Origin of the sequence: Nocardia sp. MDA0666, from assembly GCF_003023875.1 — a bacterium.
Classification (GTDB): domain Bacteria; phylum Actinomycetota; class Actinomycetes; order Mycobacteriales; family Mycobacteriaceae; genus Nocardia; species Nocardia aobensis.
Genome location: NZ_PYHT01000009.1, coordinates 113,344 through 136,804, shown reverse-complemented (window position 1 = coordinate 136,804; position 23,461 = coordinate 113,344). Strand labels below are relative to the sequence as shown.

Sequence of the window (23,461 nt, the reverse complement as noted above, 5' to 3'; positions counted from 1 at the left end):
GGCCGGGTCAGCCTTCGACCCGTTTCTTGAGTTCCTTGAGGGCCGTATCGGTGATCACCTTCTCGGCCTTGCGTTTGAACATCCCGATCATCGGGATGGTGAGGTCCACGGTCAGCTCGTACACCACCTGGGTGGTGCCGTCGGGCTGGTCGATGAGCTCGTAGGTGCCGTCCTGCGCCTTCTGCAGTTCGCCGCTGACCAGCTTCCAGCTCACCGCCCGGCCGTCGGCCCGCCAGGTGTAGGACAGCACGTAGGTGTCCTTGACGACGCCCGCGTCCAGCACGAATTTCGCCGTGCGGGCCCGCCCGTCGGGGAAGGTCTCCAGTACGTCCACCGATCGTGCCGCCGACACCCATTCCGGATACGACTGCAGATCGGCGATGACGGCCATCACCCGATCCGAGGGGGCATCGATGGTGATCGACCTCTGGGTCCGGTCGGCCATGACTGACAGCGTTTCCTTTCGACCTAGCGTGACGGCGCCACACCGGCCGGACGGCCGGCCTCCAGCCGCGATTTCACCTCGAACGACATCTTCTTGCCGGCGACCCGCCGGGAACGGTTGGCGGCCATCAGGGTTCGGGGCGAGAGCGCGGCCGCGCCCGGCGGTTCGGCATGCATGAAGTAGTGCAGGATCACCCCGTCCAGCGACGGCTCCAGCCAGACCTCCATGGTGCCGGTCAGCGGACCGCTGACCGACCAGCGAATTCCCTTGTCACCCCGGTCTTCTCGCACCTCGAGGGTGAGGTCGGGCCACCAGCGGTGCCACCGTGACCGGTCGGCCAGGACCTCGGCGACTGCGGCGCCGGACGCGGCGACGAAGGTCTGGTCGGCCACCTGGATGCTGCTCACGGTTGGGGCTCGCTGCTGCGCTCGCTCATGAAACCCGAGCCTACTGGGTCGGAGCCCGGAGGCGGTAACGCAGTGCCGGGCACGCGCGACCCGCCCGCCGCGCCCGGCCGCGGCACCGGCTCGCTCACCGGCCGGCGCCGTCGGATCCCACCGCGCCGGAATGCGCGCCGGGATCGAGCAGCGTCCGCAGCCGACCGCCCAGAACATCCCAGCGCCACTGGTCGGCGACCCATTCGCGACCGGCGGCGCCCATCCGCGCCGCGGCATCGCGGTCGGAGAGGATGCCGACGACGGCGTCGGCCACGGCTCGCTCGTCGCGCCCGTCGACCACCGTCCCGGTGCGGCCCTCGAGCACGGTTTCCGGTGCGCCACCGGAATTTCCGGCCACCACGGGCACACCCGTCGCCGAGGCCTCCAGATAGACGATGCCGAGTCCTTCCACATCCAGTCCGGCGCCGCGGGTGCGCGAGGGCATCGCGAAGACGTCGGCGACGGTGTGGTGGGCGGCCAGTTCGGCGGCGGGGACGCGACCGGTGAACACCACGTCCGCGTCCAGGTCCAGCGAGCGCACCAGCGCGCGCAACTTGTCCTCGTACGGGCCGCCACCAGCGATGACCAGCACCGCGCCGTCGATACGGCGGCGGATCTCGCGCATCGCCAGGATCAGCATGTCCTGGCCCTTGCGCGGGACCAGCCGCGACAGGCACAACACCGTCGGCCGCTCACCCAGGCCGTACTGGGCGCGCAGTTCCGCGCGCGCGGCGGGATCGGGGTGGAAGACGGTGCTGTCCACCCCCGGCGGCAGATATTCCAGGGCCGCCTGGGCGCCGAATGCCGCGGCGAAGCGCCGGCGGGTGTATTTGCTGACGTAGGTGACGACATCGGTGTGGTCGCCGATCACCCGCAGCACCTGCCGGGCGCCGGGCAGCATGGACCAGCCGACCTCGTGTCCGTGGGTGCTGGCCACGATCCGGTCCGCACCGAGGCGGCGCAGCGCCGGCGACATCAGGGCCAGCGGCGCGGCGGCACCGAACCAGACGGTGTCGCATCGATGCTCGCGCAGCAGTTTCCCGGCGCGGCGCAGCACCAGCGGCGTCGGCAGCATCAACGTGGTCGGGTGGCGCACGACCTCGAACGGCTGCTGGGCATCGAACCGCTGATGGGAGTCGCCGCGCCAGCGGGGCGCGTAGACGACCAGATCCTCCGGCGGCATCCGCAGCGCGAGCGAATGAACATACGACTGGATGCCACCCGGCCGAGGCGGAAAGTCGTTGGTGATCAACAGCGTGCGGCCCATGGGGGCGAGTCTATGGGTGTCCCCGCCGCGGCCGGTGCCACGGGTGCAGCCCCCGCACGGGCGCTCTCGAGTGGCCGCCGCGGCCGAGCGGGTCCTCAGGCCGCGACGCGGGCCTTGATCCAGTCACGCCAGGCGGCGACGAATTCGGTATGACCGAGCCCCAGGGTGTCGCGCAGGCCCCGGTCCAGCGCGGCCTGGTCCTGCGGGCCGGTGGCCAGCCGGCGGTAGAGCGCGACGAGTTTCGGCTCTCCGAATCGGTCGGCGACGAATGCGTTGGCCGACCATGCCTGTTCGTAGGCGAGGGCGGCGTCGCTGCCCGGGCCCGGCGCGAAGGCGGTGTCACCGGGCAGGTCCGCGGGCAGGTCGCCGGAGCGGGCGCGGGTGGAGACGGTCGGCGCCACCTGGGCGAAACGCTGCTGGTCCCCGCGGTGGCCGCAGTATTCGGCGAACCCTTCCAGCACCCACTGCGGGGAGCCGTCGACGGTCCGGGCGCGGGCGGCGATGTGGGTGAGTTCGTGGCGCAAGGTTTCGCGCAGGCCGTCCGGACCGAGCCGGCGTCCGGCATCGGGTGCGAAGACGATCCGCTGACCGGCGGGCTGGGTGCCGGGCACGAACGGATCCGATACCGAGGCCGCGGCGACCTCGCCGGACACCAGACCGGTGGCGTTGGTCAACGCCGCGAATTCGGAACTGCTCGAGGCGACGGTCACCACGGCTTCGTGGGCCCACTCGGTACCCCACACCTCGGAGACGGCCGTGACCGCCGGGCCGACCTCGCGGGCGAGCTGATCGACGTCACCGCGCTGGTACGGATGTCCCAGCACCACCGACAGCTTGCCGTCGTCACCCGAAACCTGTTGCGCGACAACGGGTCCGTACGAACTCATGACGCGGCGCAACTCGGGCAGCTGGGGATCGGCGTGCGCCGGGGCGTTATCGGACTCCGCGGCGGCGGGCACGGTGTGCAGGCCTGTCTTCGGCAGCAGCAGCAAGGCGCCGCCGGCCGCGGTCAGCGCCACCACCACGGCGAGGGTGGCGACGAACTCGAAGCGCCCACGATGGGCCAGCCATGTCCGGACCCGCAACAATCCGCTCATACGACACGATCCTCACGTCGGTGTGATGACTCGCCGCCAGATTCTCGCAGTGTTTACGGCATTCCGATCCAGTATCGGCGCGCGGAATGGAAAGGCGTATTACCCATCGGCGCCACCGCGACGGGCACACCGAAGGTGGAGGCGTGCAGGATCATGCCATTCCCGGCGTAGATGCCGACGTGGGAGGCGTCCGAATAGAAGAACACCACGTCGCCGGGCTGCAACGAGTCGCGCGACACCGGCGTGCCGACCGTGGCCTGCGCCTGGCTGGTACGCGGCAGATCGATGCCCACGTGATGGAAGGCCCACTGCACCAGGCCGGAGCAGTCGAACTGATCGGGGCCGGTGGCACCCCAGACGTACGGGTCGCCGACGCGGGTCAATCCCGCGGCCAGCGCACTGGTTCCGCTACCGGGAACCAGGCCGCGCAGCAGGGTGTCGCGGTCGAAGCCGGGCGGGAACAGCGATCCGGCGAGGCTGGATTTCTCCCCGGCCGAGAGCGCACCCCAGGCCTGAATGACCTGGGCCATCGCACCCTGCAGATCGGCGCGCTTGTGTTCGAGGTCCGCACGCACCTGATCGGCCTTCTGCGCGGCGGCCTGCGCGGCGTCGGAGGCGGATTTGGCGGCGGTTTCGGCGGCGGTGGCCGAATCGGTGGCCTTGGAGAACTGCGCCAGTTGATCGGCGGTCTGCGTGGACAGCACGTCCAGCGTCGACATCTGGTCGAGCAACTGCTGCGGGGAATCGGAGACCAGCACCGAGAACAGCCGGTTGGTCCGGGCGCCCTGATAGGCGGCGATCGCGGTCCGGTCCACGGCCGGTTGATATTTGCGCACCTCGGCCTTGGCGGCGTCGAGGGCCTGGGTCGCGGTCGTGAGTGTGGCGTCGGCGTCGCGGGCCACGCCCTGTTTGGCTTCGAGATCGCCTTGCGCGGCCAGCGCCTGCTGATTGAGCTGTTCGGACTGATGCGACAACTCGATGAGCCGCTGCACCGCGTCACCGGCCGTGGCCGGTTGTTCCGCGGGCGCCGGATCGGCCGTCGCCAGGCCGCCGGATGACGCTCCGAACACGAGCGCACCCACCGCTAGTGAGCCGCCGACCAGGCGTCTGGTTCTGTTGTTGCGTTGCGCGTTGCCCTTGTGCGCTGTCACGGCCTGCCGTGCCCCGTTCTCTCGTCCCGAGCTGGAAACCACGAAGGTCTCGATAAGGTTACGGAACGGCGACCGTCCATGTCCAGCAGGGCACGAAACGATCACGCCGTATTCCCCGAATGCCCGGATCGGCGGTCCGAACTGTGCGGAATGCGCCGATCCGGGCGGGGCGAATCAGTAGCGGCGAGCGCCCGCGACCGGCATCGAGGAGATCGGGGCGACCTTCACCGGCTCACCGGCGGTCGAGGCGTGCACCACGTTGCCGTCGCCGACATAGAGCGCGGAGTGGCTGCCGCCGTAGAAGGACACCACGTCACCGGGCTGCAGCGCGTCGATCGAGACGGGGGCGCCTTCCTCGAGCTGTTCGTAGCTGGTGCGCGGCACCTCCCGACCGGCCTGCCCGTAGGCCCACTTCACCAGGCCCGAGCAGTCGAAGGCGTTCGGGCCGGCGGCGCCGTACGAGTAGGGGGCACCGACCTTGGACAGGGCGGCGTCGGCCGCGCGCTGGCCGACGGTCTGCTGCGGTGCGAACGGCGCGGGAACGCCGGGGATCTGGATGCCCGGGACCTGGATGCCCGGCGGGACGGCGCCGAGGACCTGATCCGGAACATCGACGGTGCCGACGCCCGGTACGGTGACCGGCGCGGCCGCGGCGGTGGTCGCCGGGAGCAGCAGAACGCTGAGGGTTGCTGCGCCAACGGCTCCGGCCGCAACGGCCCGGCGGGCGGTACGAGGCAGCCCCTGAACCTGTCGCTTGATCGCCATGATGCGGTACTCCTCATCTGCCCCACGACGCCGCACCCGGTGGTGCGTCGGACTCCGTGAGGTCTCGAAAAGGTTACGAGGCCATAACGGTGCGTTGTAAAGCCCTGACGCTCCGACGCGGGTTCAGGTAGGAGCTCCCGCTCGACCACATGCGAGATAGCTCACAGTAATCACGAAACGATAACGACGAAGGGTGCGAGTTGCGTTTACCCAGGTGCACTCCCCCTCGCATGCAAGCATGCCGACCCGAGACCCGAGATACGCCCCAAGCGGCAAACCGCAAGTAGCGCAGAGCATGCCCTGCGGAAACCAACCGAACAGTCCGCAGGTTTTGCGGGTAAACGCCGAGTAGTCAAATCCGGCCTCGCCGGCGACCTCGAAGACATCGACCGTCCGGCGCTATTCATAGCAATACCGAATTACCATGACCCTGATCACTTTTCGGCATACTCGTGCAAACCGAACCTCGCACATCGCAAACCTCGCGCCGGCTCGACCGCGGGCGCGCAGCCGGACCGATCCTGTCGGACCCTGCGCCTACGCTGCTCGCCGTGCCCTCCCCCGTTCCGCGACCGGCCCAACTGGCCCTCGAACTCCCCGGTCACGGCGGTGATGAGCCCGAACTCGCACTACGAGACGTCACCTTCGTCGTGGTGGACCTCGAGACCACCGGAACCCGGCCCGAGGGGGACGCCATCACCGAGATCGGCGCGGTGAAGGTACGCGGCGGCGAAGTCCTCGGCGAATTCGCGACGCTGGTCGACCCCGGCTGCGCCATCCCACCGCAGATCGTGCGGGTCACCGGCATCACGACCGCGATGGTGTCGGCGGCGCCGCGGATCGACGCGGTGCTGCCCGGCTTTCTCGAATTCGCCTCGGGCGCCGTGCTCGTCGCCCACAACGCCCGCTTCGACATGTCGTTTCTGAAGGCGGCCGCCCAGCGCTGCGACACCGCGTGGCCGGCCTTCCAGGTGCTGTGCACGGTCCAGCTGGCGCGGCGCATCCTCGACCGCGACGAGGCGCCGACGGTGCGGCTCTCGGCGCTGGCTCAGCTGCTCGGCGCCTCCACCCGGCCCACGCATCGCGCCCTCGACGATGCCCGCGCCACCGTGGACGTGCTGCACGCACTGTTCGAGCGGGTCGGCAATCTCGGCGTCCAGACCCTGCCCGAATTGATCGACTATCTGCCCGAGGTCACGCGCCGCCAGCGCTCCAAACGCATCCTCGCCGCCGATCTGCCCGCCGCCCCCGGGGTGTATCTGTTCCGCGGCCCCTCGGAGGAGGTCCTCTATATAGGGACTGCGGTGAATCTGCGCCGGCGCGTGCGCAATTACTTCACCGGCTCCGAAACCCGCACGCGGATGCGGGAAATGGTCATGCTCGCCACCCGCGTCGACCACGTCCGCTGCGCGCACGGCCTGGAAGCCGGAGTCCGCGAGCTGCGGCTGCTGGTGGCGCACACACCGCCCTACAACCGGCGCTCGAAATTCCCCAAGCGCGCGTGGTGGCTGACCGTGACCGACGAGCCGTTCCCCCGGTTCGCGGTCAGCCGGACTCCGACCGCAGATGCCCTGGGGCCCTTCGGTTCCCGCACCGATGCCACCGAGGTCGCGGCGACCCTCGCGGAATACAGCGGCCTGCGCACCTGCACGACGCGCATCCCCCGCGGCGGTGTGCACGGCGGCGACTGTCCGCCCGCGGCCGTGGGCGGGTGCCCGGCGGCGATCTTCGGCGAACGCGTACCGGCCGCACAGTACGCGCCCGCCCCGCGGGCGGTGCGGGATCTGTTCACCGGCCGCGACGACGCACCCTTGCGTGCCATCGCCGCCCGCATCGACGAGTACGTCGCCGCGGAGCATTTCGAGGCCGCCGCCCGGCTGCGCGATCGCACCTGCGCCGTGGTTCGGGCGCTGCGGCGCACGCAGCGCCTAGCGGCCCTCGCCCGGATCGCCGAGCTGATCGCGGCCCGGCCCGACGGCAGCGGCGGCTGGGAATTCGCGGTGATCCGCTACGGCCGCCTCGCCGCCGCCGGAACCGCCGCGCGTGGTATTCCACCGATGCCGGTGGTCGACAGTCTGGTGGCCGCCGCCGAGACGGTCCGCCCGACCACGATCACAGCGAACCCGTCCCCGGAGCCGCGCATCCCCACCGACATGGATGATCTGCACGATCCCGACCACCCGCCGCTGCGCGGCGCCCCACCCGAGGAGACGGGCGTGATCGCCCGTTGGCTCGAACAACCCGGGACCCGCATCGTCCGTACCAGCGAGGGCTACCGGGAACCACGGCTGGGCGCGGGTCCCTGGCTCGCCTGGGTCGAACGTGCCGAGGCGGCCACCCAGGTGGAATCGGCTGCGAGCGAATACCTCACGCGTACCAGCGCGTAGTGGGCCGCGGCCGACGCCACGTACGACCGCACGAAACTGGTGCGGCATTCACTCCCCCAGCGAAAACCCCGCCTCCACATCCGCACTCGAATACGACTTGAAGGCGATGTGGGTCGTCGTGCGCAGGACTCCGGCCGTCTTGTTCACCCGGCCGGTCACCACCTCGGCGATCTGTTCGTGATCGCGCACCCGCACCACCGCGATCAGGTCGACGTCTCCCGCGCACGAGTAGACCTCGGCGACGCCGTCGAGATCGGCCAGTGCCTGCGCGGTTTCGGGAATCCGGGCCGCCTCGGCGTGGATCAGAACGATCGCGGTAATCATGAGCGCGAGTCTAATTGCGCGCCCGCCACGCACCCGCAGCGCGGCCGTGCCGGCGCCGGGATGCGAGCGACTGCCCGTACCCGGCCGCAGACGCGACGAAGCCCCGAGCCGATTGATCGACTCGGGGCTCCGCTGCTGCGAACTCAGTGGCTGTGCTTGCCGCCGCTGCCGCTGGTCTGCTCCTGGTAGGTGGCCAGGACCTCCAGCTGCTTGTGCTCGGCCTCGTGCTCGCTCGCGGTGAGCGCCTCGGCCTCGGCCGGCGGATCGGCCCGCAGGAACGAACCCGGACCCGGCTTGCCGGCCCAGCCCAGCTTGTTCATCTTCTTCGGCACCGGCGCGCCCTGGTATTCCAGCGGAATCGGGTGGCCGTGCGAGTCGACCGGGCCCAGCGGCTGGTGCACCTCGATGTACTCACCGTGCGGCAGGCGCTTGATCACACCGGTCTCGATGCCGTGCTCGAGGACTGTGCGGTCGGCGCGCTGCAGGCCCAGGCACAACCGGTACGCCAGGAAGTAGGCGATCGGCGGCGCGACGAGCAGGGCGATACGGAAGAACCAGGTGGTCGCGTTCAGCGACACATCGAACTTCAGCGCGATGATGTCGTTGACACAGGCCAGGGTCAGCACCAGGTAGAAGGCGATGGCCATGGCGCCGATCGCGGTCCGCACCGGCACGTCGCGCGGACGCTGCAGGATGTTGTGGTTCACGGTGTCGCCGGTGAGGCGCTTCTCGATCCACGGGTAGGCGATCAGCACCGCGAACACCAGACCCATGATCAGCGCGACCCAGAACGGAGCCGGAACGGTGTAGCGGCCCAGATACAGCTCCCACGGCGGCATCAGACGGGCCATACCGTCGGTCCACATCATGTAGAAGTCGGGCTGCGAACCGGCCGACACCTGTGACGGGTTGTAGGGACCCAGGTTCCAGATCGGGTTGATCTGCAGCACGCCACCCATGACGGCGAGCACGCCCAGGGTGAACATGAAGAACGCGCCCTGGTCGGCGGCGAACACCGGCACGATGCGGGCACCGACCACGTTGTTCTCGGTACGGCCCGGTCCGGGGAACTGGGTGTGCTTCTGGTACCAGACGATCGCCACGTGCGCCGCGATCAGCGCCAGCATGATGCCAGGGAACAGCAGCACGTGCGCGATGTAGAGACGCGGGATGATGATCGTGCCCGGGAAGTCACCGCCGAAGATCAGCCAGTGCATCCAGGTGCCGACCAGCGGAATACCCATGGTGATACCACCGAAGGCGGCCCGCAGACCGGTACCCGACAGCAGGTCGTCGGGCAGCGAGTAACCGAAGAAGCCCTCGAACATCGCCAGGATCAGCAGCAGCGAGCCGATCACCCAGTTCGCCTCACGCGGCTTGCGGAACGCGCCGGTGAAGAAGATGCGGAACAGGTGGATGATGATCGAGCACGCGAACAGCAGCGCCGCCCAGTGGTGCACCTGGCGGACGAACAGGCCGCCGCGCACCTCGAAGGAGATGTTCAGCGCCGTCTCGTACGCCCGCGACATGGTGACGCCGCGCAGCGGCTGGTAGGCGCCGTGGTAGACGACCTCACTCATCGACGGATCGAAGAACAGCGTCAGGTAGATACCCGACAGGATCAGGATGATGAAGGCGTAGAGCGCGATCTCACCCAGCAGGAACGACCAGTGGGTCGGGAAGACCTTGTTGATCGACCGTTTCACGAACGCCGCGGCACGATACCGCTCGTCCATCTCGTTGGCCTGTGCGACCACTTTGCTCGGACTCATGAACGACGCTCCCAGAAGGCCGGACCGAGCGGCTCGATGAAGTCGCCGTTGGCGACCAGGTAGCCGTCGGTGTTGACGGTGATGGGCAGCTGCGGCAGCGCGCGGGCGGCGGGACCGAAGATCGGCTTACCCCACTCGGTCGCCGAGAACTGCGACTGATGGCACGGGCACAGGATCCGGTTGGTCTGCTGCTCGAACAGCGACGTCGGGCAGCCCAGGTGAGTGCAGATCTTCGAGTACGCCCAGTAGTCACCGAAGTTGAAGCTCTCCTGGCCCCTGCGCTTGATCGCCTTCTGCCCGTCCTCCGGGCGCAGGCGGATCAACATGACCGCGTTGCGGATGCCACGCAGCGACTGGAGGGTCTCCTCCTCGTTGCCGCGCCATTCCTCTTTCCAGGGGAACACGGTCTCCATGGCGCCGCCGTCGAGGTCCTCCGGCCGCACCAGCACGATGTCCTCGGGCCGGCCGGTGTCCTTGCGCAGGTAGATGGTCTGGCCCGGGAAGTCCGGAGTCCAGCCCGACACCCACAGCGGGGACTTCATGCCCTTGGCCCACGGGTTCTTGATCATGCCGCCGACGAACAGGAACAGTGCGCCGATACCCAGCACACCCACGCCCAGTCCGGCGGTACGGGTCATCATCTTGCGACGACCCAGCGTCGAGGTCTCCAGCGCGTCCGACAGCTGCGCGCCCAGCGTGCGGCGGTCGACCTCGTCGGAGGGACCGTCGTGGCGGGTCTGGATGGAGATCTCGTTCGGGATGAACTTCTTGCGGATGATGACCGCGGCGACGCCGATGGCCAGCACCGCGATACCCAGCAGCAGGCCGTAGAGCGGCGTGGCCAGCGAGTACAGGCCGTTGCCGTCCTCGTTGCGGCCCTTGTACTCCCAGGGCCAGAACAGAAAGACGCCGATCAGCCCGGCCGCCGCGAGGGCGGAGATGGCGAACCAGAACGTCACGTGCCGCTCGGCCCGCTTCTCCGCGCGTGTGCCCGGAACCGGCCAGCGCGGAGCGCGGTAGACGACGTCGACGCCGTCGCGTGCGGTACCGAGTTCGACCAGCTCGGCGGTCGACATCGCGTCGAGCTGCTCCTCGGTGGGGTTCAGGTTCACGCCCTTACCGCCGCCATCCTCAGGCCGGCTCATCTCGTTTCGCTCCTGTTCGCTCATGATCGCGATCCGATCCACATCGCGGCGCCGACCAGCACGATGATGCCGGCGACCCAGATGGCGATGGCCTCGGTCGCGGGACCGAAACCGCCCAGGCCGTATCCGGCCTCCGGCGTGGTCTCGGTGCGGTCCTTCACATAGGCCACGATGTCACGCTTCTCCTCCGGAGACAGCTGCCGGTCGGAGAATTTCGGCATGTTCTGCGGGCCGGTGAGCATCGCGGTGTAGATCTGCTGCGCGTTGGCCGGTTCCAGCGGCGGCGCGAACTTGCCGGAGGACAGCGCACCGCCCTTACCGGTGAAGTTGTGGCAGGACGCGCAGTTGAGGCGGAACAACTCGCCACCGCGGCCCAGGTCGGCCCCCTTGATCAGGGAATCCTGCGCGATCTCGCCGTTCGGGTCGCGGACCACGGTCGGGCCGCCGCCGTTGGCCGCCACGTACGCGCCCAGCGCGTCGGTCTGGCGGGCGTCGAACTTCGGGGGCTTGCGCTGGATCTGCGCGCCGTTGCCCGCGGCGGGCATGCGACCGGTGGACACCTGGAAGTAGACCGCCGCCTCGCCGACACCGATCAGGCTGGGGCCGCGGTCCTGCACACCCTGCAGGTTGGCGCCGTGACAGGTAATGCAGGAGGTCTCGTAGATCTGCTTACCCTCGCGTATCAGCGCCGACTGATCCTCGTTGGCCGTCGCGACCTGTGCGTGCGGGGTGAGCGCCGATGCCGCGAAGCCGGCTCCGACGAGGCCCATCAGAAGAACCAGACCGCCGGCGAGCTTGCGGCGCATCCGGCGCTGCTTGCGGGTCTTGATGGCCTGGTTGTTCTCAGCGCTGCCGATCCCGCTCGTGGGATCTGGCGCTGACGGGGGAGATGAACTCATCTGTGTCCCTTTGGAGTAGACGGAACCGACTTGTGCAAAGTGTGTATTTGTCGCGGACCGCGCGTGACGGCCGCCGCCCGGCTAGCGGACGAAGTAGATCGTGGCGAACAGCCCGATCCAGACGATGTCGACGAAGTGCCAGTAGTAGGAGACGACGATGGCCGCGGTGGCCTGGGCCGGCGTGAACTTACTGACCTTGGTGCGAATCAGCAGGAAGATGAACGCGATGAGACCGCCGATGACGTGCAGACCGTGGAAGCCGGTGGTGATGAAGAACACCGAGCCGTAGATGCTGCTCGAGATGGTGGTGCCCTCTTGGTACAGCGCGTGGTACTCGGTGCCCTGACCGGCCACGAAGAACGCGCCCATGAAGAAGGTGACCAGGTACCAGCGGCGCAGGCCGAAGACATCGCCGCGCTCGGCCGAGAACACACCCATCTGGCAGGTGAACGAGGAGGCGATCAGCACGGCCGTGACCGGCACGGCGAGCTTGAGGTTCAGCTCGGTCGGTTCCGGCGGCCAGTTGCCATGAGCCTGGGCACGAGCGACGAAGTACATGGCGAAGAGGCCGGCGAAGAACATCAGCTCGCTCGACAGCCAGATGATGGTTCCGACGCTGACCATGTTGGGCCGGTTCAGCGAATGCACACGCTGAGTAATGGCCGATCCTGGGGTCCCTACTGCGGTCGTCACGCCGGTAAGTATGACTCGTCGTAGTACGACAGGCGTAGCCGGGTGCGAATTCGGGGTGTCGGCCTCGGAATCGGCAGCGCGCGTGCGGGTCTGGGGGCCGGTTCGGCGTGTCCGGGGAATTCCCGGGTCGGGCACCGATGTCACCATGGTGACCAGCGAATATCGCGGGTATGCGATGCTGCGTCCGGGCGCGGAAGAAGGCGGGTGGAATGGGAATTCGATCGGTGTGGCAGCGGCTGTCGGGCCGGGGCGCGGCGACGGAATTGGATCCGGCACGAACGGATCTGGTGGTCGTTGTGTCCAGTTTCGACGATGCCGAAGCCTGCTCGAGCGCGCTGGACCGCGCGACCGCCTGGCGCGCCGACGAGCAGGCCCTGCTGCGTCATCATCTGCGCATCCCGGCCGCGGCCCGGGACGAGGTGGTGGACATCGCCGCCCAGGACGGCTACTCCCCCGCCGCACCGTCGGCGGCCGAGGCCGAGACCGATGACCCGACGGGCGATGCGGCCGACAGTCATATCGAATTGGTATTACAGCGGGTGCAGATCCTGGATGCACTGCACTGTTCACAGGAACGTTCGCGGATGGCGGGATTGGCCCAGCGGCACGAGGGCACCGCGACGGGCTGGGACGCGCTTCAGCCGAGCGGATACAAAGAAATTGCCTCCGCCGATTAGGCTGCTAGCCGGGCGGCCGCCGGCAATCCACGGCCTGCCCCCGCCCGCGCGGACGGCCGATGCGGGTGTCCGATCGCGAACGGGAGATGTGATGAGCGCGCGCAGCTGGCCCGAGATTCTCGGTGCCCTGACCGACGGGGTCGATCTGACCGCGGAGGAGGCGGCGTGGGCGATCGACGAGATCTTCTCCGACAACGCCACTCAGGCGCAGATCGCGGCCTTCGGCGTGGCCATCAAGATGAAAGGCCCCACCGCGATCGAGCTGTCCGGCCTCGCGACCGGCATGTTGAGCCATGCCCGGCGGGTCTCGCTCGAGCTGGGCGCGGTCGACATCGTCGGCACCGGCGGCGACCGGTCCGGCACGGTCAATATCTCCACCATGTCCTCGATCGTGGTGTCCGCGGCGGGCATTCCGGTGGTGAAGCACGGTAACCGGGCGGCCTCGTCGAAGAGCGGCGGCGCGGACGTGCTCGAGGCGCTGGGGGTGCGGATCGCGTTGAGCCCGGAGTCGGTGGCTCGGTGTGTGCGCGAGGTGGGCATCGGTTTCTGCTTCGCCCCGCTGTTTCATCCGGCGCTGCGGTTCGCCGGTCCGGCGCGCAAGGAGATCGGCATTCCGACGGTCTTCAACGTGCTGGGCCCGCTGACCAATCCGGCGCAGCCGAGCGCGGGCCTGATCGGCTGCGCCTTCGCCGAGCTCGTCCCGGTGATCGCCGGGGCATTCGCGGAACGCGGCGCCAACGCGCTGGTGGTGCGCGGTAACGACGGCCTCGACGAGATCACCACCGCCGATACCACCGACGTGTGGGTCGTCGCCGCGGGTGAGAAGTACGAGACCGTCATCGACCCGACGCGCCTGGGCATCCCGCGCGTGGATCCGGCGGCGCTGCGCGGCGGCGACGCGACGGTCAACGCCGCGATCGCCCGCGACATGTTCGACGGCGCCCCGGGGCCGGTCCGCGACGCGGTCCTGCTCAATTCGGCCGCCGCGATCGTCGCCTTCGAGCTGACCCCCGAGACCGCCCGCGCCGATATCCACGAGCTGCTGCGCCCGGCCCTGGAGCGGGCGGCCGCCTCGGTCGATTCGGGCGCCGCCACGCAACTCCTGGACCGCTGGGTGAAGGTGAGCAACGAACTCGGCGAGTGAGAGCCGCACGCGACAATCCGGCGCGGCCTCACACCGTTGCCTCCCTGGCGACGTTGACGCCGCGACGGGAGCGGACGAATTCCGCCCCGCCGCGGCCCACGCTCACCTCAGGTAGCGCACGATGCTTTCCGCGACGCATGCGGGCTTGTCCGCACCTTCCAGTTCGATGGTGACCGTCCGCACCGCCTGGATGCCGCCGGGGATCTCGGAGACCGAGTCCAGATGGACGCGGGCACGGATGCGGCCGCCGGACGGGACCGGCGTGATGAAGCGGACCTTGTTGAGCCCGTAGTTGATTCCCATCGTGATGCCGCCCACTGTGGTCGCCTGGTTGGTCAGCGGCACCAGCAGCGACAGCGTGAGGAATCCGTGCGCGATGGTGTGTCCGTAGGGGCCCTGCGCGGCCTGCTCGGCGTCGACGTGGATCCACTGGTGGTCGCCGGTGGCGTCGGCGAAGGTATCGATGCGGTCCTGGTCGACCTGCAACCAGTCGCTGACACCGAGTTCGGTGCCCACGGCCGCGGCTAGGGCGTCCAGATCGGCGAAATCGGTCATATCTCGTCCCTTTCGTGCTGCCGGGGCGCAAGCCGCCGGGTCACATGAAACGTTGCTTCAGTTCGCGTTTGAGCACCTTGTGGGTGGGCCCCAGCGGTAGCTCGGAGACGAACTCCACCCGCCGCGGATATTTGTACCGTGCCACATGCTCGCGGCCGTAGGTGATGACCTCTTCGGCGCTGATCTCACCGGCGGGCACGACGACCGCCACGATCTCCTCGCCGTAGTTCTCATCCGGCACCCCGATCACCGCCACCTGCGCGATCTTCGGATGCCGCAGCAGCGCCTCCTCCACTTCGGTGGGATAGACGTTGAATCCGCCGCGGATGATCATCTCCTTGATCCGGTCGACGATCCGCAGATAACCCTGCTCGTCGCGCACGCCGAGGTCGCCGGTGCGGAACCAGCCGTCGACCACGGCCCGCGCGCTCGCCTCCGGATTGCCGGTGTAGCCGCTGAACACGTTGTGCCCGCGCACCACCACCTCGCCGACGCTGCCGGTCGGCAGCAATTCGATGCGGTCGCTGACGCCGGGATCTGCGATCTCCACGTCCACACCCCAGACCGGATGTCCGACGGTGCCGGGCCGCGGTCCGAAGACCGGCTGATTCACCGCGGCCGTCGGTGAGGTCTCCGACAGCCCGTATCCCTCGAGGATCTGCGCGTCGAACACCTCCTCGAACCGTTCCAGCACCGGCAGCGGCAGTGCCGCGCCACCGGAGATACACAGCCGCAGCGCGGGTAGTTCGCCGACGTCGGGGGCCGCCTCGATCAGTCCGTGATACATCGTCGGGACGCCGTGGAAGGTGTTCACCCGTTCGGTCACCATCAGCCGAATCGCCTCGGGCGCGGTGAATCTCGGCATCAGTACGAGCGTCGCACCGGCCCGCCAGGTGGAGTTCATCGAGACCGTCTGCCCGAACACGTGGAACAGCGGCAGTGCACCGAGGGCAATGTCGTCGCGGTGCACATCGTTGGCATCGAAGCTGTTCACGGTGGCGCACATGACCATATTGAGATGGCTCAGCTCCGCCCCCTTGGGCCGGCCGGTGGTCCCGCTGGTGTAGAACACCACCGCCGTATCCAGTGGGGAACGCGGCACGAACAGCGCAATGGCCTCGCCCACAAGGCTTTCCGGGCGCAGGCAAGCGATTCCGACCCGCCGGGCCGCTTCCGCGCCGACCGATTCCACCTGCGGATGGCAGATCAGCAGCGTCGCCCCGCTGTCGCGCAGGACGAATTCGGCCTCGTCGGCGGTGAGCAGCAGATGCACCGGCACCACCGTCGCCCCGGCCGCGAGGATCGCGTAGTAGGCGCGGGGGAATTCTGCCGTATTCGGGCACATGAGCGCGACCCGGTCCCCCGGCCGGATGCCGCGCTCGATCAGCGCGCCGGCCTGTTCCCTTGCCGCACGCCACAATTCGGCGAAGGTCAATCGCCGGTCGCCCTCGACGAGCGCGATGTGATCGGGCCGGCGCCGCGCCGGTTCGGCGAGGATGCTCGCCAGCGACAGCGTCGCGTTCACAGCCCCATATCCTTGGCGATGATCATCTTCATGACCTCGTTCGTCCCGCCGTAGATGCGATTGACCCGGTTGTCGGCATACAGCCGGGCGATCGGATATTCGTTGATGAATCCGTAGCCGCCGTGTAGCTGCAGACAGCGGTCGATGACCCGCGCGGCGACCTCGGTGCAGAACAGCTTCGCCGAGGCGGCGTCGGCGGCGCTCAGTTCACCGGCGTCGAGGGCGTCGAGGGCCCGATCCACCACGGCCTCGGCCGCGTCGACCTCGGCCTTGCAGGCGGCGAGCTCGAATTTGGTGTTCTGGAACGAGGCGACGGGTTTGCCGAAGACGTTGCGCTGCTGGGTGTATTCCTGCGCGAACCGCACCGCGGCCGCGGCCTGGGCGTAGGCGCCGGCGGCGATGGAGAACCGCTCCTGCGGCAGATTCTGGCCGAGATAGGAGAAGCCTTTGTTCTCCTCGCCCAGCAGGTCCTCGACGGGCACCCGGACGTCGGTGAAGTTCAGCTCGGCGGTATCGGAGCTCCGCAGGCCCAGCTTGTCGAGTTTGCGGCCGATCGTGTAGCCCGGCGACGTAGTGTCGACCACGAGCAGGGAGATGCCGAAGCGACGGTCGTCCTCCCGTGGCGGGGCAGTGCGGGCGCAGACGATCACCCGGTCGGCGTTGACACCGCCGGTGATGAACGTCTTGGCGCCGTTGAGCACATAGTGCGTGCCGTCCTCGGAAAGCTTGGCGGTGGTGCGCATTCCGGCCAGATCCGAGCCGGTGCCGGGTTCGGTCATGGCGATGGCGAACATGATCTCACCGGCGGCGAATCCGGGCAGCCAGCGCTTTTTCTGCTCCTCGGTGGCGAGCTTCTTCAGATACGGCAGGCACAGCCCGACGTGCACACTGGAGCCGCCGAACGACACACCCGCCCGTGCCGTTTCCTCCATGAGGATCGCCTGGAATCGGAACGACTCGATGCCGGCGCCGCCGTATTCCTCGGGCACCTCGATACCGAAGACGCCCAATTCGGCCAGCTTGTAATAGAACTCGCGGGGCACGATGCCCGCCTCCAACCACGTGTCGTAGACGTGGACGACCTCGGTCTCGACGAATTTGCGGATGGTGCCGCGGAAGGCGTCGTGGTCGGCGGTGAAGCCTGTTCTGCGCATGATGTTCTCCTGGAGAGGTTTCAGAGCCGACGGCCGCCGTCGACATAAATGGTCTGGCCGGTGATGAAGGACGCCTCGTCGGAGGCGAGGAAGGCCACGGTGTTGGCGATGTCCTCGGGGCGGCCGACCCGGCGCACCGGCGTGATCTCGGCCGATTTCGCTTGCCACTCTTCGACACTCACGCCGACGCGGGCCGCGGTGGCGGCGGTCATCTCGGTGACGATGAAGCCGGGGGCCACCGCGTTGACGGTGATGCCGTAGGGGCCCAGTTCGATCGCCAGGGTGCGGGTGAGTCCCTGGATGCCCATCTTGGCGGCCGAGTAGTTGGCCTGACCGCGGTTGCCGAGCGCCGAGACGCTGGAGGTGTTGACGATCTTGCCGTACCGGTGGGTGACCATATGCCGTTGCGCCGCACGCGAACACAGGAACGCGCCGCGCAGGTGGACCGACATCACGGTGTCCCAGTCGTCGGCCGACATCTTGAACAGCAGATTGTCGCGCAGCACGCCGGCGTTGTTGACCAGGATGTCGAGCGACCCCAGTTCCGCGGCGACACGATCGAAGGCGGAATCGACGCTCGCCTCGTCGGTGACATCGCAGGCCAGCGGGACGGCCACCCCGCCTGCGGCGACGATCTCGTCCGCGGTTGTCTTGCAGGCGTTCTCGTCGAGGTCGGCGATGGCGACAGCCGCCCCGTCGGAGGCCAGCCGGGCCGCGGTGGCCGCGCCGATGCCCCGGGCGGCCCCGGTCACCACGGCCACTCTGCGCTGATCTGTCATCGAATTCTCTCCTCGAAATCGGTTGTCACACGAAGGCGTTCACGCCCGTGAGGGCGCGGCCGATGAGTAGTTTCTGGATCTGGCTGGTGCCTTCGTAGAGGGTGAGCACCCGCGCGTCGCGCAGATACTTCGACACCGGGTATTCGTCGATGTAGCCGTACCCGCCGAAGACCTGGATGGCGTTGTTCGCCGCCTTCACCGCGGCCTCGCTGGCGAACAGCTTCGCCACCGACGCCTCGGTGCCGAACGGCCGGCCGCGGTCGACCAGGTCGGCGACCCGCCAGGCCAGCAGCCGCGCGGCCTCCACGTCCACGGCGATATCGGCGATCAACTCCTGGACCAGCTGATAGGAGGCGATCGGTTTGCCGAACTGTTCGCGTTCTCCGGCGTAGCGCACGGCGGCCTCGAGGCAGGCGCGGGCCACACCGACACATCCGGCGGCCACGCCCATGCGCCCCTTGTCGAGGGCGGCCATCGCGATCCGGAAGCCTTGCCCCTCGCCGCCGAGTCGCGCCGAGTCCGGCACCCGCACTCCGTCGAGCACGATTTCCGCGGTGGCCTGGCCCCGCAGGCCGAGCTTGCCCTTGATCTCCGTGCGGCCGAAACCCGCTGCGTCCGTCGGCACGAGGAATGCGGTGACCCCCTTGGGCCCCGGTTGGCCGGTGCGGGCGAAGATCAGCGCGATATCGGCCCAGGTGCCGTTGGTGATGAACATCTTGGTGCCGGTGAGCACCCAATCCTCGCCGTCGCGGACCGCGCGGGTGGTCAGATTCGCCGCGTCGGATCCGGTGCCCGGTTCGGTGAGGCCGAAGCAACCCAGTGACTCCCCCGCGCACAGGCGCGGCAGCCAGTCCTGTTTCTGCTGTTCGCTGCCGTAGGTCCCGAGCGATTTGCCGACCAGGCCGAGTGAGACCGAGACGATGCCGCGCACCGAGCTGTCGCCGCGGCCGAGTTCTTCGAGCAGCAGGCAGTACGACAGCGCGTCGCCGCCCGAACCGCCGTATTCCTCCGGGATCTCGATGCCGAGAAAGCCCATGTCACCGAGCTTGCGCACGATCGCGGTATCCACCGATTCGGCGCGATCCCAGGCCGCGGCATAGGGCACGACCTCCTTGTCGACCCACGCGCGGGCGACCTCGCGCAGCTCGCGGTGGGCATCGCCGAGTTCCAGATCCATGACGGGAAAACTCCTAACCGAACGTTGTTAGGTATCTACCGCCACGATAAACTAACACTGTTCGGATGTTCAAGGCCCCGGTCCCGGACGGTGTAGGTTGACTCGGCACGGATCGGTGTCGCGGCGAAGGAGGTGGCGAGGATGCCCCGGCCACGGGTACCGCTACTGAGTCGCGAACGCATCCGCGAGACGGCACTGGAATTGATCGACCGCGACGGACTACCCGAGCTCTCGATGCGGAAACTGGCCGCCGAACTGGGCGTTCAGGCGGCCTCGCTGTACGGCCACTACCCCACCAAGGACGATCTGCTCGACGATATCGCCGCCGGCATCATGTCCCACGTGGACGCCTCCGCCTTCGAAACCGCCGACTGGCGCACCGGCCTCGTCTCGTGGGCGCGTTCCTACCGCGCGGCCCTGGTCCGCCACCCCAACTTCGTCCCCTACCTGGCCTCCGGCCCCGGTAAGCGCGAGGAGAATCTGCGCGCGGCCGACGCCGTGCACGGCGGCCTGGTCGGCGCCGGCTGGCCACCCCGCCAGGCCACCATGATCGGCGCGGCCACCCGCTATGTGGTGATGGGCTCAACGATCGGGTCGTTCTCCCGCGGCTTCGTCGACGACGTCCAGGTCTATCGCGACCGCTATCCCCATCTCGAGCAGGCGCACCTGCTGCGTGCCAAGGCCGACGAAATCGATTCGGAGAGTTTCGAATTGGCGCTGGAATCGTTTGTCACCGGGCTGGAGATCCGCTTCGCCGCCATCCAGCAGCGCCGCGCCCGCCGGCGCGAGAAATCCACCGAGGGCTGACACGGCTCAGGCGGCAGAACACCGCGGGCCGGCTCGGACAATGATTCCGAGCCGGCCCGCGGCGGGCACAGCGATCTCAGAGGTCGGCGAAGACCGACCTGACCTCGTCCTCGGTCAGCCCGTAGTCGGCCAGCGAGTACTTGTGGGCGGGTTTGCGATCGCCTGATTTACTCTCCTCGTCGAGCGCCTGCATGGCATTGCGGGCGGGTTCGGTGTAATCCAGCCCGAAGGTCGAATAGATCTTCTCGACCGTGCCGAACGGGTCCGCCCGCAGATCCTCGAATTGAACGTCGAGGAACTGGTCGGGGTTGTAACGCTTACGCGCGGAATTGAATTCGCGCAGTCCCCGTGACCACAACTCCAGCTGGGTGCGGCCGATCGTCTCACCGGCGAAGGTGTTCGACCAGCCCTTGGTGGCCTGTTCGGACAGGCTGCACGAGGAACCGACGATGGTCACCGGGTCACGGTGGGTCTGGATGATCAGCGCGTCGGGGTAGACCTGCATCAGCGCGTCCAGTGCGAACAGGTGGCTGGGGTTCTTCAGCACCCAGCCCCTGGAATCACCGAGGCCGATCAACTGCAGATTGCGCTTGTGCCGCTCATAGGCGTTGGTCCAGTCCTGTTTCTGCAACCACTGCGAGTAGGTCGGCAGGTAGGCCAGCGATTCGTAGGCGATGGACTTCACGGTCTGGCGCAGCAGCTGCCAGCATTCCTCGACCTCGGCGGCACTCATGTAGTGCAGGCCCATGAATTCCGGATTGTCGATGTGATGCTGTGCGAAACCGGCGTCGATCTGCTGGAACACCGGATTGTCGGCCCAGGTCTCACGCGGCGGGCGCGGCTGCGGCAATTCGGCCAGCCACATCTCCAGCGCCTGATGCTGCGGGTCGGCGGCCAGCAGCCGGTGCAACGCGGTGGTGCCGGTGCGGGGCAGGCCGGTGACAAAGATCGGCCGCTGGATCGCGGTTTCGGCGTACCCGGGGTTCGCCTTCCAGGACGCCTCGCTCAGCGCCCGCGCGACCAGTGCGCCGCGCAGGAAATAGCGGTTCATCTTGGAACCGAGTTCGGTGAGGTCGGCGTCGCGCCGATACGAGTCGAGCAGCACACCGAGCGCCTCGGTGTAGTCGTCGGGGCCGAAATCGGTGAGGCCGCACGCCTTGGTAGCGGATGCGTGCAGATCCTCGACGGTGCCGACGTTGGTACGAGCGGTCATGAAATTCTGTTCCTCACACGTGGTATTCGCCGCAGTTGACGTCCAGGGTCTGGCCGGTGATGGCACTGGCCCAGTCGGACGCGAGAAACACCACGGCTTTGGCGATCTCGTCCGGTTCCGGCAGTCGCTTCAGATCCGACCGGGAGGCGGTCTGCTCGTACACCTGGTCGACGGTGATGCCGTATTTCTTGGCGACCTCACCGAAATACCACTTCAGCTGATCGGCCCAGATGTAGCCGGGCGCCACGCTGTTGACCCGAATCCCCTTGGCGCCCAGTTCGGTTGCCAGCGTCTGCGACATCGCCAGCAGCGCCGATTTGGCGACCTTGTAGCTGCCGTAGCGCGGTTCGGAGTGCCGCAGCACCGACGAATTGATCATCACCACCGCGCCGCGGGTCTTGGCGAGTTCGTCGGTGAAGGCCTGGGTCGCGCGCAGCGTGCCCAGTACGGTCAGCTCGAGACTGTCGCTGATCTGCTGAAAGTCCGTGCGCGCCAGCGATTTCATCGACGGTATCGCGAACGCGTTGTTGACCAGCGCGTCGACCCGGCCGAAGGTCTCGACCGTGCGCTCGACCAGATTCGCCACCGCGGCATCGTCGGTGATGTCGGTCGGCACGATCAGGCTCGTCCCGCCCGCGCCGTCGATCTCGTCGGCCACCTCCCGCAGCCGCGATTCGGTGCGTGCGGCCAGCACCACCTTCGCACCGGCCGCGGCCGCCTGGACGCACAGGGCGCGGCCCAGCCCGGGGCCGACGCCGCTGATCACGACCACCTTGTCGGCCAGCAGGCCCGCTGCGGCGCTCATCCGAGCATCCGATCGGCGAAACCGCGCTGGCGGTCGGCGATGCGGGCCCGCCAGCCCTGCTCATCGATGCGGTTGAGGTCGTAATGCGGCAGCTGCGCCGCCACCTCGTCGAACGGCACCAGCGCGAACTGCGGTCCGTCCGCCGGGGTCATCTCGCGGGCGACCCGCTGCCAGCGGAACTGCAGGATGCCGCGGCGGCGTCCGGTGGTCTCGATCCAATTGGCGATGCCCGGATTGCGGGCCGAGACCACCATGCGGATCATCCCGTCCGGATCGACCTGGGCCTGCGCGCTGTTGAGGCTGGTCTGATGGTTGACGTAGTCGAGGGAGATGTACCACCGGCTGCCGAGCTGGAATCCCTGATACGGCGCATCGGATTTCGGCACCGTGATCACCAGCGCCTGGTCGTCGTCGAGATCGAAATGGCCGACCGAGGAGTACTGCGTGCTGAGCCCGCCCGGGGTCAGCCGCGGTTCGGTGAGGGTGTTCACCGGCAGGTCGAGATAGAACCATTTGGGGAAGTTGAACCAGGTGTGGATGCGCTGCACCAGCGCCCGCGCCGCGGCCCGATACCGCTTACGCAGCTGGTCGACACCGGGTTCGGGGGCCGCGGTGCCGATGGTGTCGAGGCGCTCGATGCGGATACTGCCCTTCATCTCCGCGTTCCAGTCGCCGTAGACCTCGCGCACCGCCAGCATCGAGGCGCCCTCGCCGAGGACGAAATAGTTCGGCCCGGCATCGGCTTTCGGCGGGCCGAAGCGGAGCTGATAGCTGCCGTCCGCGGCGATCCGCAGGCGGCGGTCGTCGAAGGCGTCGTCGCCGTTGGGCACATCGGTGGCGGTGTAGTCGCCGCGCAGCACCTGGAAGCTGAGGTCGACGGTGCTGCCGCGGACACCGGTGAGCAGATATTCCGCACCCGGCTCGACATTGGCGTGGTAGTAGAGCGTATCCGGGTTGTCCAGGCCCATTTTCGCGTGCGGGCCGGTGGAGCTCACGAAGTACGGGTGGCTGGTGCCGTGCGTACCCGAGAGCTGCAGGCAGGCGGCGATACTGCCGGCGAGGTAGTCGTAGCCCTCGGCGAGATCCTTCTCGTCGTGGATGAAATCCGCTGCCGCGATCAGCTTCTCGGCCTCGGCGATCGCCGCGGTGAACGGTTCGGTCAGCGGAGCGCCGCCGCCCGGAAGTCCGTTTCCGGTGACGGCGTCGGTCCCCGGTGACGATCCTGTCGATGTACTCATGTCGT

Annotated in this window: 23 protein-coding genes; 4 read left to right on the top strand and 19 right to left on the bottom strand. The window is 68.2% G+C overall.

Translation table 11 applies throughout. From position 1 onward, the window contains the following. Positions 1-7 precede the first annotated feature (7 nt). The 6 genes from C8258_RS15535 to C8258_RS15510 all read right to left on the bottom strand — a co-directional run bounded on the left by C8258_RS15535 (position 8) and on the right by C8258_RS15510 (position 5,162). Positions 8-445 (bottom strand): SRPBCC family protein, encoded by a 438-nt coding sequence (locus tag C8258_RS15535; protein WP_036500238.1) that lies wholly within the window; start codon positions 443-445, stop codon positions 8-10. 23 nt (positions 446-468) lie between these two features. Then, entirely contained in the window at positions 469-852 is a 384-nt protein-coding gene (locus tag C8258_RS15530; protein ID WP_036500236.1) for a hypothetical protein, read from the bottom strand. 124 nt (positions 853-976) lie between these two features. Further along, positions 977-2,149: a glycosyltransferase family 4 protein gene (locus C8258_RS15525; protein ID WP_106955789.1), complete on the bottom strand. Its 1,173-nt coding sequence runs from the start codon at positions 2,147-2,149 to the stop codon at positions 977-979. Positions 2,150-2,244: 95 nt separating this feature from the next. Then, positions 2,245-3,246 carry a hypothetical protein gene (locus tag C8258_RS15520; RefSeq protein ID WP_106955788.1) on the bottom strand — a complete coding sequence of 334 codons (1,002 nt, stop codon included), beginning with the start codon at positions 3,244-3,246 and terminating at the stop codon, positions 2,245-2,247. Between the two features lie 53 nt (positions 3,247-3,299). Continuing rightward, positions 3,300-4,397, bottom strand: coding sequence for a C40 family peptidase (locus C8258_RS15515; RefSeq protein ID WP_036500230.1), 1,098 nt, complete (start codon positions 4,395-4,397; stop codon positions 3,300-3,302). 174 nt (positions 4,398-4,571) lie between these two features. Further along, positions 4,572-5,162, bottom strand: a complete 591-nt coding sequence (locus C8258_RS15510) for a C40 family peptidase (RefSeq protein WP_106955787.1) — start codon at positions 5,160-5,162, stop codon at positions 4,572-4,574. Positions 5,163-5,713: 551 nt separating this feature from the next. On the opposite strand from C8258_RS15510, the gene C8258_RS15505 reads away from it, so the two are divergent. Then, positions 5,714-7,549: a DEDD exonuclease domain-containing protein gene (locus C8258_RS15505; RefSeq protein WP_106955786.1), complete on the top strand. Its 1,836-nt coding sequence runs from the start codon at positions 5,714-5,716 to the stop codon at positions 7,547-7,549. A gap of 48 nt (positions 7,550-7,597) precedes the next feature. Here the strand turns inward: C8258_RS15505 and C8258_RS15500 are convergent, their stop codons facing one another. The 5 genes from C8258_RS15500 to C8258_RS15480 all read right to left on the bottom strand — a co-directional run bounded on the left by C8258_RS15500 (position 7,598) and on the right by C8258_RS15480 (position 12,382). Further along, positions 7,598-7,873, bottom strand: a complete 276-nt coding sequence (locus C8258_RS15500; RefSeq protein WP_036500227.1) for an Lrp/AsnC family transcriptional regulator — start codon at positions 7,871-7,873, stop codon at positions 7,598-7,600. A 143-nt stretch (positions 7,874-8,016) separates the two neighbouring features. Continuing rightward, complete coding sequence (locus C8258_RS15495) at positions 8,017-9,645, bottom strand: cytochrome bc complex cytochrome b subunit (protein ID WP_106955785.1); 1,629 nt, start codon at positions 9,643-9,645, stop codon at positions 8,017-8,019. After that, complete coding sequence (locus C8258_RS15490) at positions 9,642-10,790, bottom strand: ubiquinol-cytochrome c reductase iron-sulfur subunit (protein ID WP_051024499.1); 1,149 nt, start codon at positions 10,788-10,790, stop codon at positions 9,642-9,644. The genes C8258_RS15495 and C8258_RS15490 overlap by 4 nt, the downstream gene beginning before the upstream one ends. A 20-nt stretch (positions 10,791-10,810) precedes the next feature. Further along, the gene (locus C8258_RS15485) at positions 10,811-11,689 is read right to left on the bottom strand and encodes a cytochrome c (protein WP_083870697.1); all 879 of its coding nucleotides are present in this window, start codon (positions 11,687-11,689) and stop codon (positions 10,811-10,813) included. An 81-nt stretch (positions 11,690-11,770) separates the two neighbouring features. Then, a complete protein-coding gene (locus C8258_RS15480; RefSeq protein WP_062999114.1) occupies positions 11,771-12,382 on the bottom strand; it encodes a heme-copper oxidase subunit III in 612 nt (203 codons plus the stop codon). A 209-nt stretch (positions 12,383-12,591) separates the two neighbouring features. On the opposite strand from C8258_RS15480, the gene C8258_RS15475 reads away from it, so the two are divergent. Together C8258_RS15475 and trpD are read left to right on the top strand one after the other, a co-directional pair. Beyond that, positions 12,592-13,059, top strand: a complete 468-nt coding sequence (locus C8258_RS15475) for a hypothetical protein (protein ID WP_106955784.1) — start codon at positions 12,592-12,594, stop codon at positions 13,057-13,059. Between the two features lie 91 nt (positions 13,060-13,150). Further along, positions 13,151-14,203 (top strand): anthranilate phosphoribosyltransferase, encoded by a 1,053-nt coding sequence (gene trpD / locus C8258_RS15470; RefSeq protein ID WP_106955783.1) that lies wholly within the window; start codon positions 13,151-13,153, stop codon positions 14,201-14,203. Between the two features lie 102 nt (positions 14,204-14,305). Here the strand turns inward: trpD and C8258_RS15465 are convergent, their stop codons facing one another. The 5 genes from C8258_RS15465 to C8258_RS15445 are packed head-to-tail and all read right to left on the bottom strand — an operon-like array spanning position 14,306 to position 19,393. Continuing rightward, a complete protein-coding gene (locus C8258_RS15465; RefSeq protein WP_106955782.1) occupies positions 14,306-14,758 on the bottom strand; it encodes a MaoC family dehydratase in 453 nt (150 codons plus the stop codon). 40 nt (positions 14,759-14,798) lie between these two features. Next, positions 14,799-16,283: a long-chain fatty acid--CoA ligase gene (locus C8258_RS15460; protein WP_106955781.1), complete on the bottom strand. Its 1,485-nt coding sequence runs from the start codon at positions 16,281-16,283 to the stop codon at positions 14,799-14,801. Continuing rightward, positions 16,280-17,437 (bottom strand): acyl-CoA dehydrogenase family protein, encoded by a 1,158-nt coding sequence (locus C8258_RS15455; protein WP_106955780.1) that lies wholly within the window; start codon positions 17,435-17,437, stop codon positions 16,280-16,282. The genes C8258_RS15460 and C8258_RS15455 overlap by 4 nt, the downstream gene beginning before the upstream one ends. A gap of 20 nt (positions 17,438-17,457) precedes the next feature. After that, a complete protein-coding gene (locus C8258_RS15450) occupies positions 17,458-18,216 on the bottom strand; it encodes an SDR family NAD(P)-dependent oxidoreductase (protein WP_106955779.1) in 759 nt (252 codons plus the stop codon). Between the two features lie 25 nt (positions 18,217-18,241). After that, positions 18,242-19,393: an acyl-CoA dehydrogenase family protein gene (locus C8258_RS15445; protein ID WP_106955778.1), complete on the bottom strand. Its 1,152-nt coding sequence runs from the start codon at positions 19,391-19,393 to the stop codon at positions 18,242-18,244. A 141-nt stretch (positions 19,394-19,534) separates the two neighbouring features. On the opposite strand from C8258_RS15445, the gene C8258_RS15440 reads away from it, so the two are divergent. Beyond that, the gene (locus C8258_RS15440; RefSeq protein WP_036500199.1) at positions 19,535-20,200 is read left to right on the top strand and encodes a TetR/AcrR family transcriptional regulator; all 666 of its coding nucleotides are present in this window, start codon (positions 19,535-19,537) and stop codon (positions 20,198-20,200) included. A 76-nt stretch (positions 20,201-20,276) separates the two neighbouring features. On the opposite strand, the gene C8258_RS15435 is transcribed toward C8258_RS15440, so the two are convergent. From C8258_RS15435 to C8258_RS15425, 3 genes are read right to left on the bottom strand one after another with little or no spacing between them, the layout of a single operon-like run. After that, positions 20,277-21,413, bottom strand: coding sequence for a sulfotransferase (locus C8258_RS15435; protein ID WP_106955777.1), 1,137 nt, complete (start codon positions 21,411-21,413; stop codon positions 20,277-20,279). A 13-nt stretch (positions 21,414-21,426) separates the two neighbouring features. Continuing rightward, on the bottom strand, positions 21,427-22,218 hold the full coding sequence (locus tag C8258_RS15430; RefSeq protein ID WP_106955776.1) for an SDR family oxidoreductase: 792 nt from the start codon (positions 22,216-22,218) through the stop codon (positions 21,427-21,429). Then, entirely contained in the window at positions 22,215-23,456 is a 1,242-nt protein-coding gene (locus tag C8258_RS15425) for a hypothetical protein (RefSeq protein ID WP_233225109.1), read from the bottom strand. The genes C8258_RS15430 and C8258_RS15425 overlap by 4 nt, the downstream gene beginning before the upstream one ends. Positions 23,457-23,461: the final 5 nt, after the last annotated feature.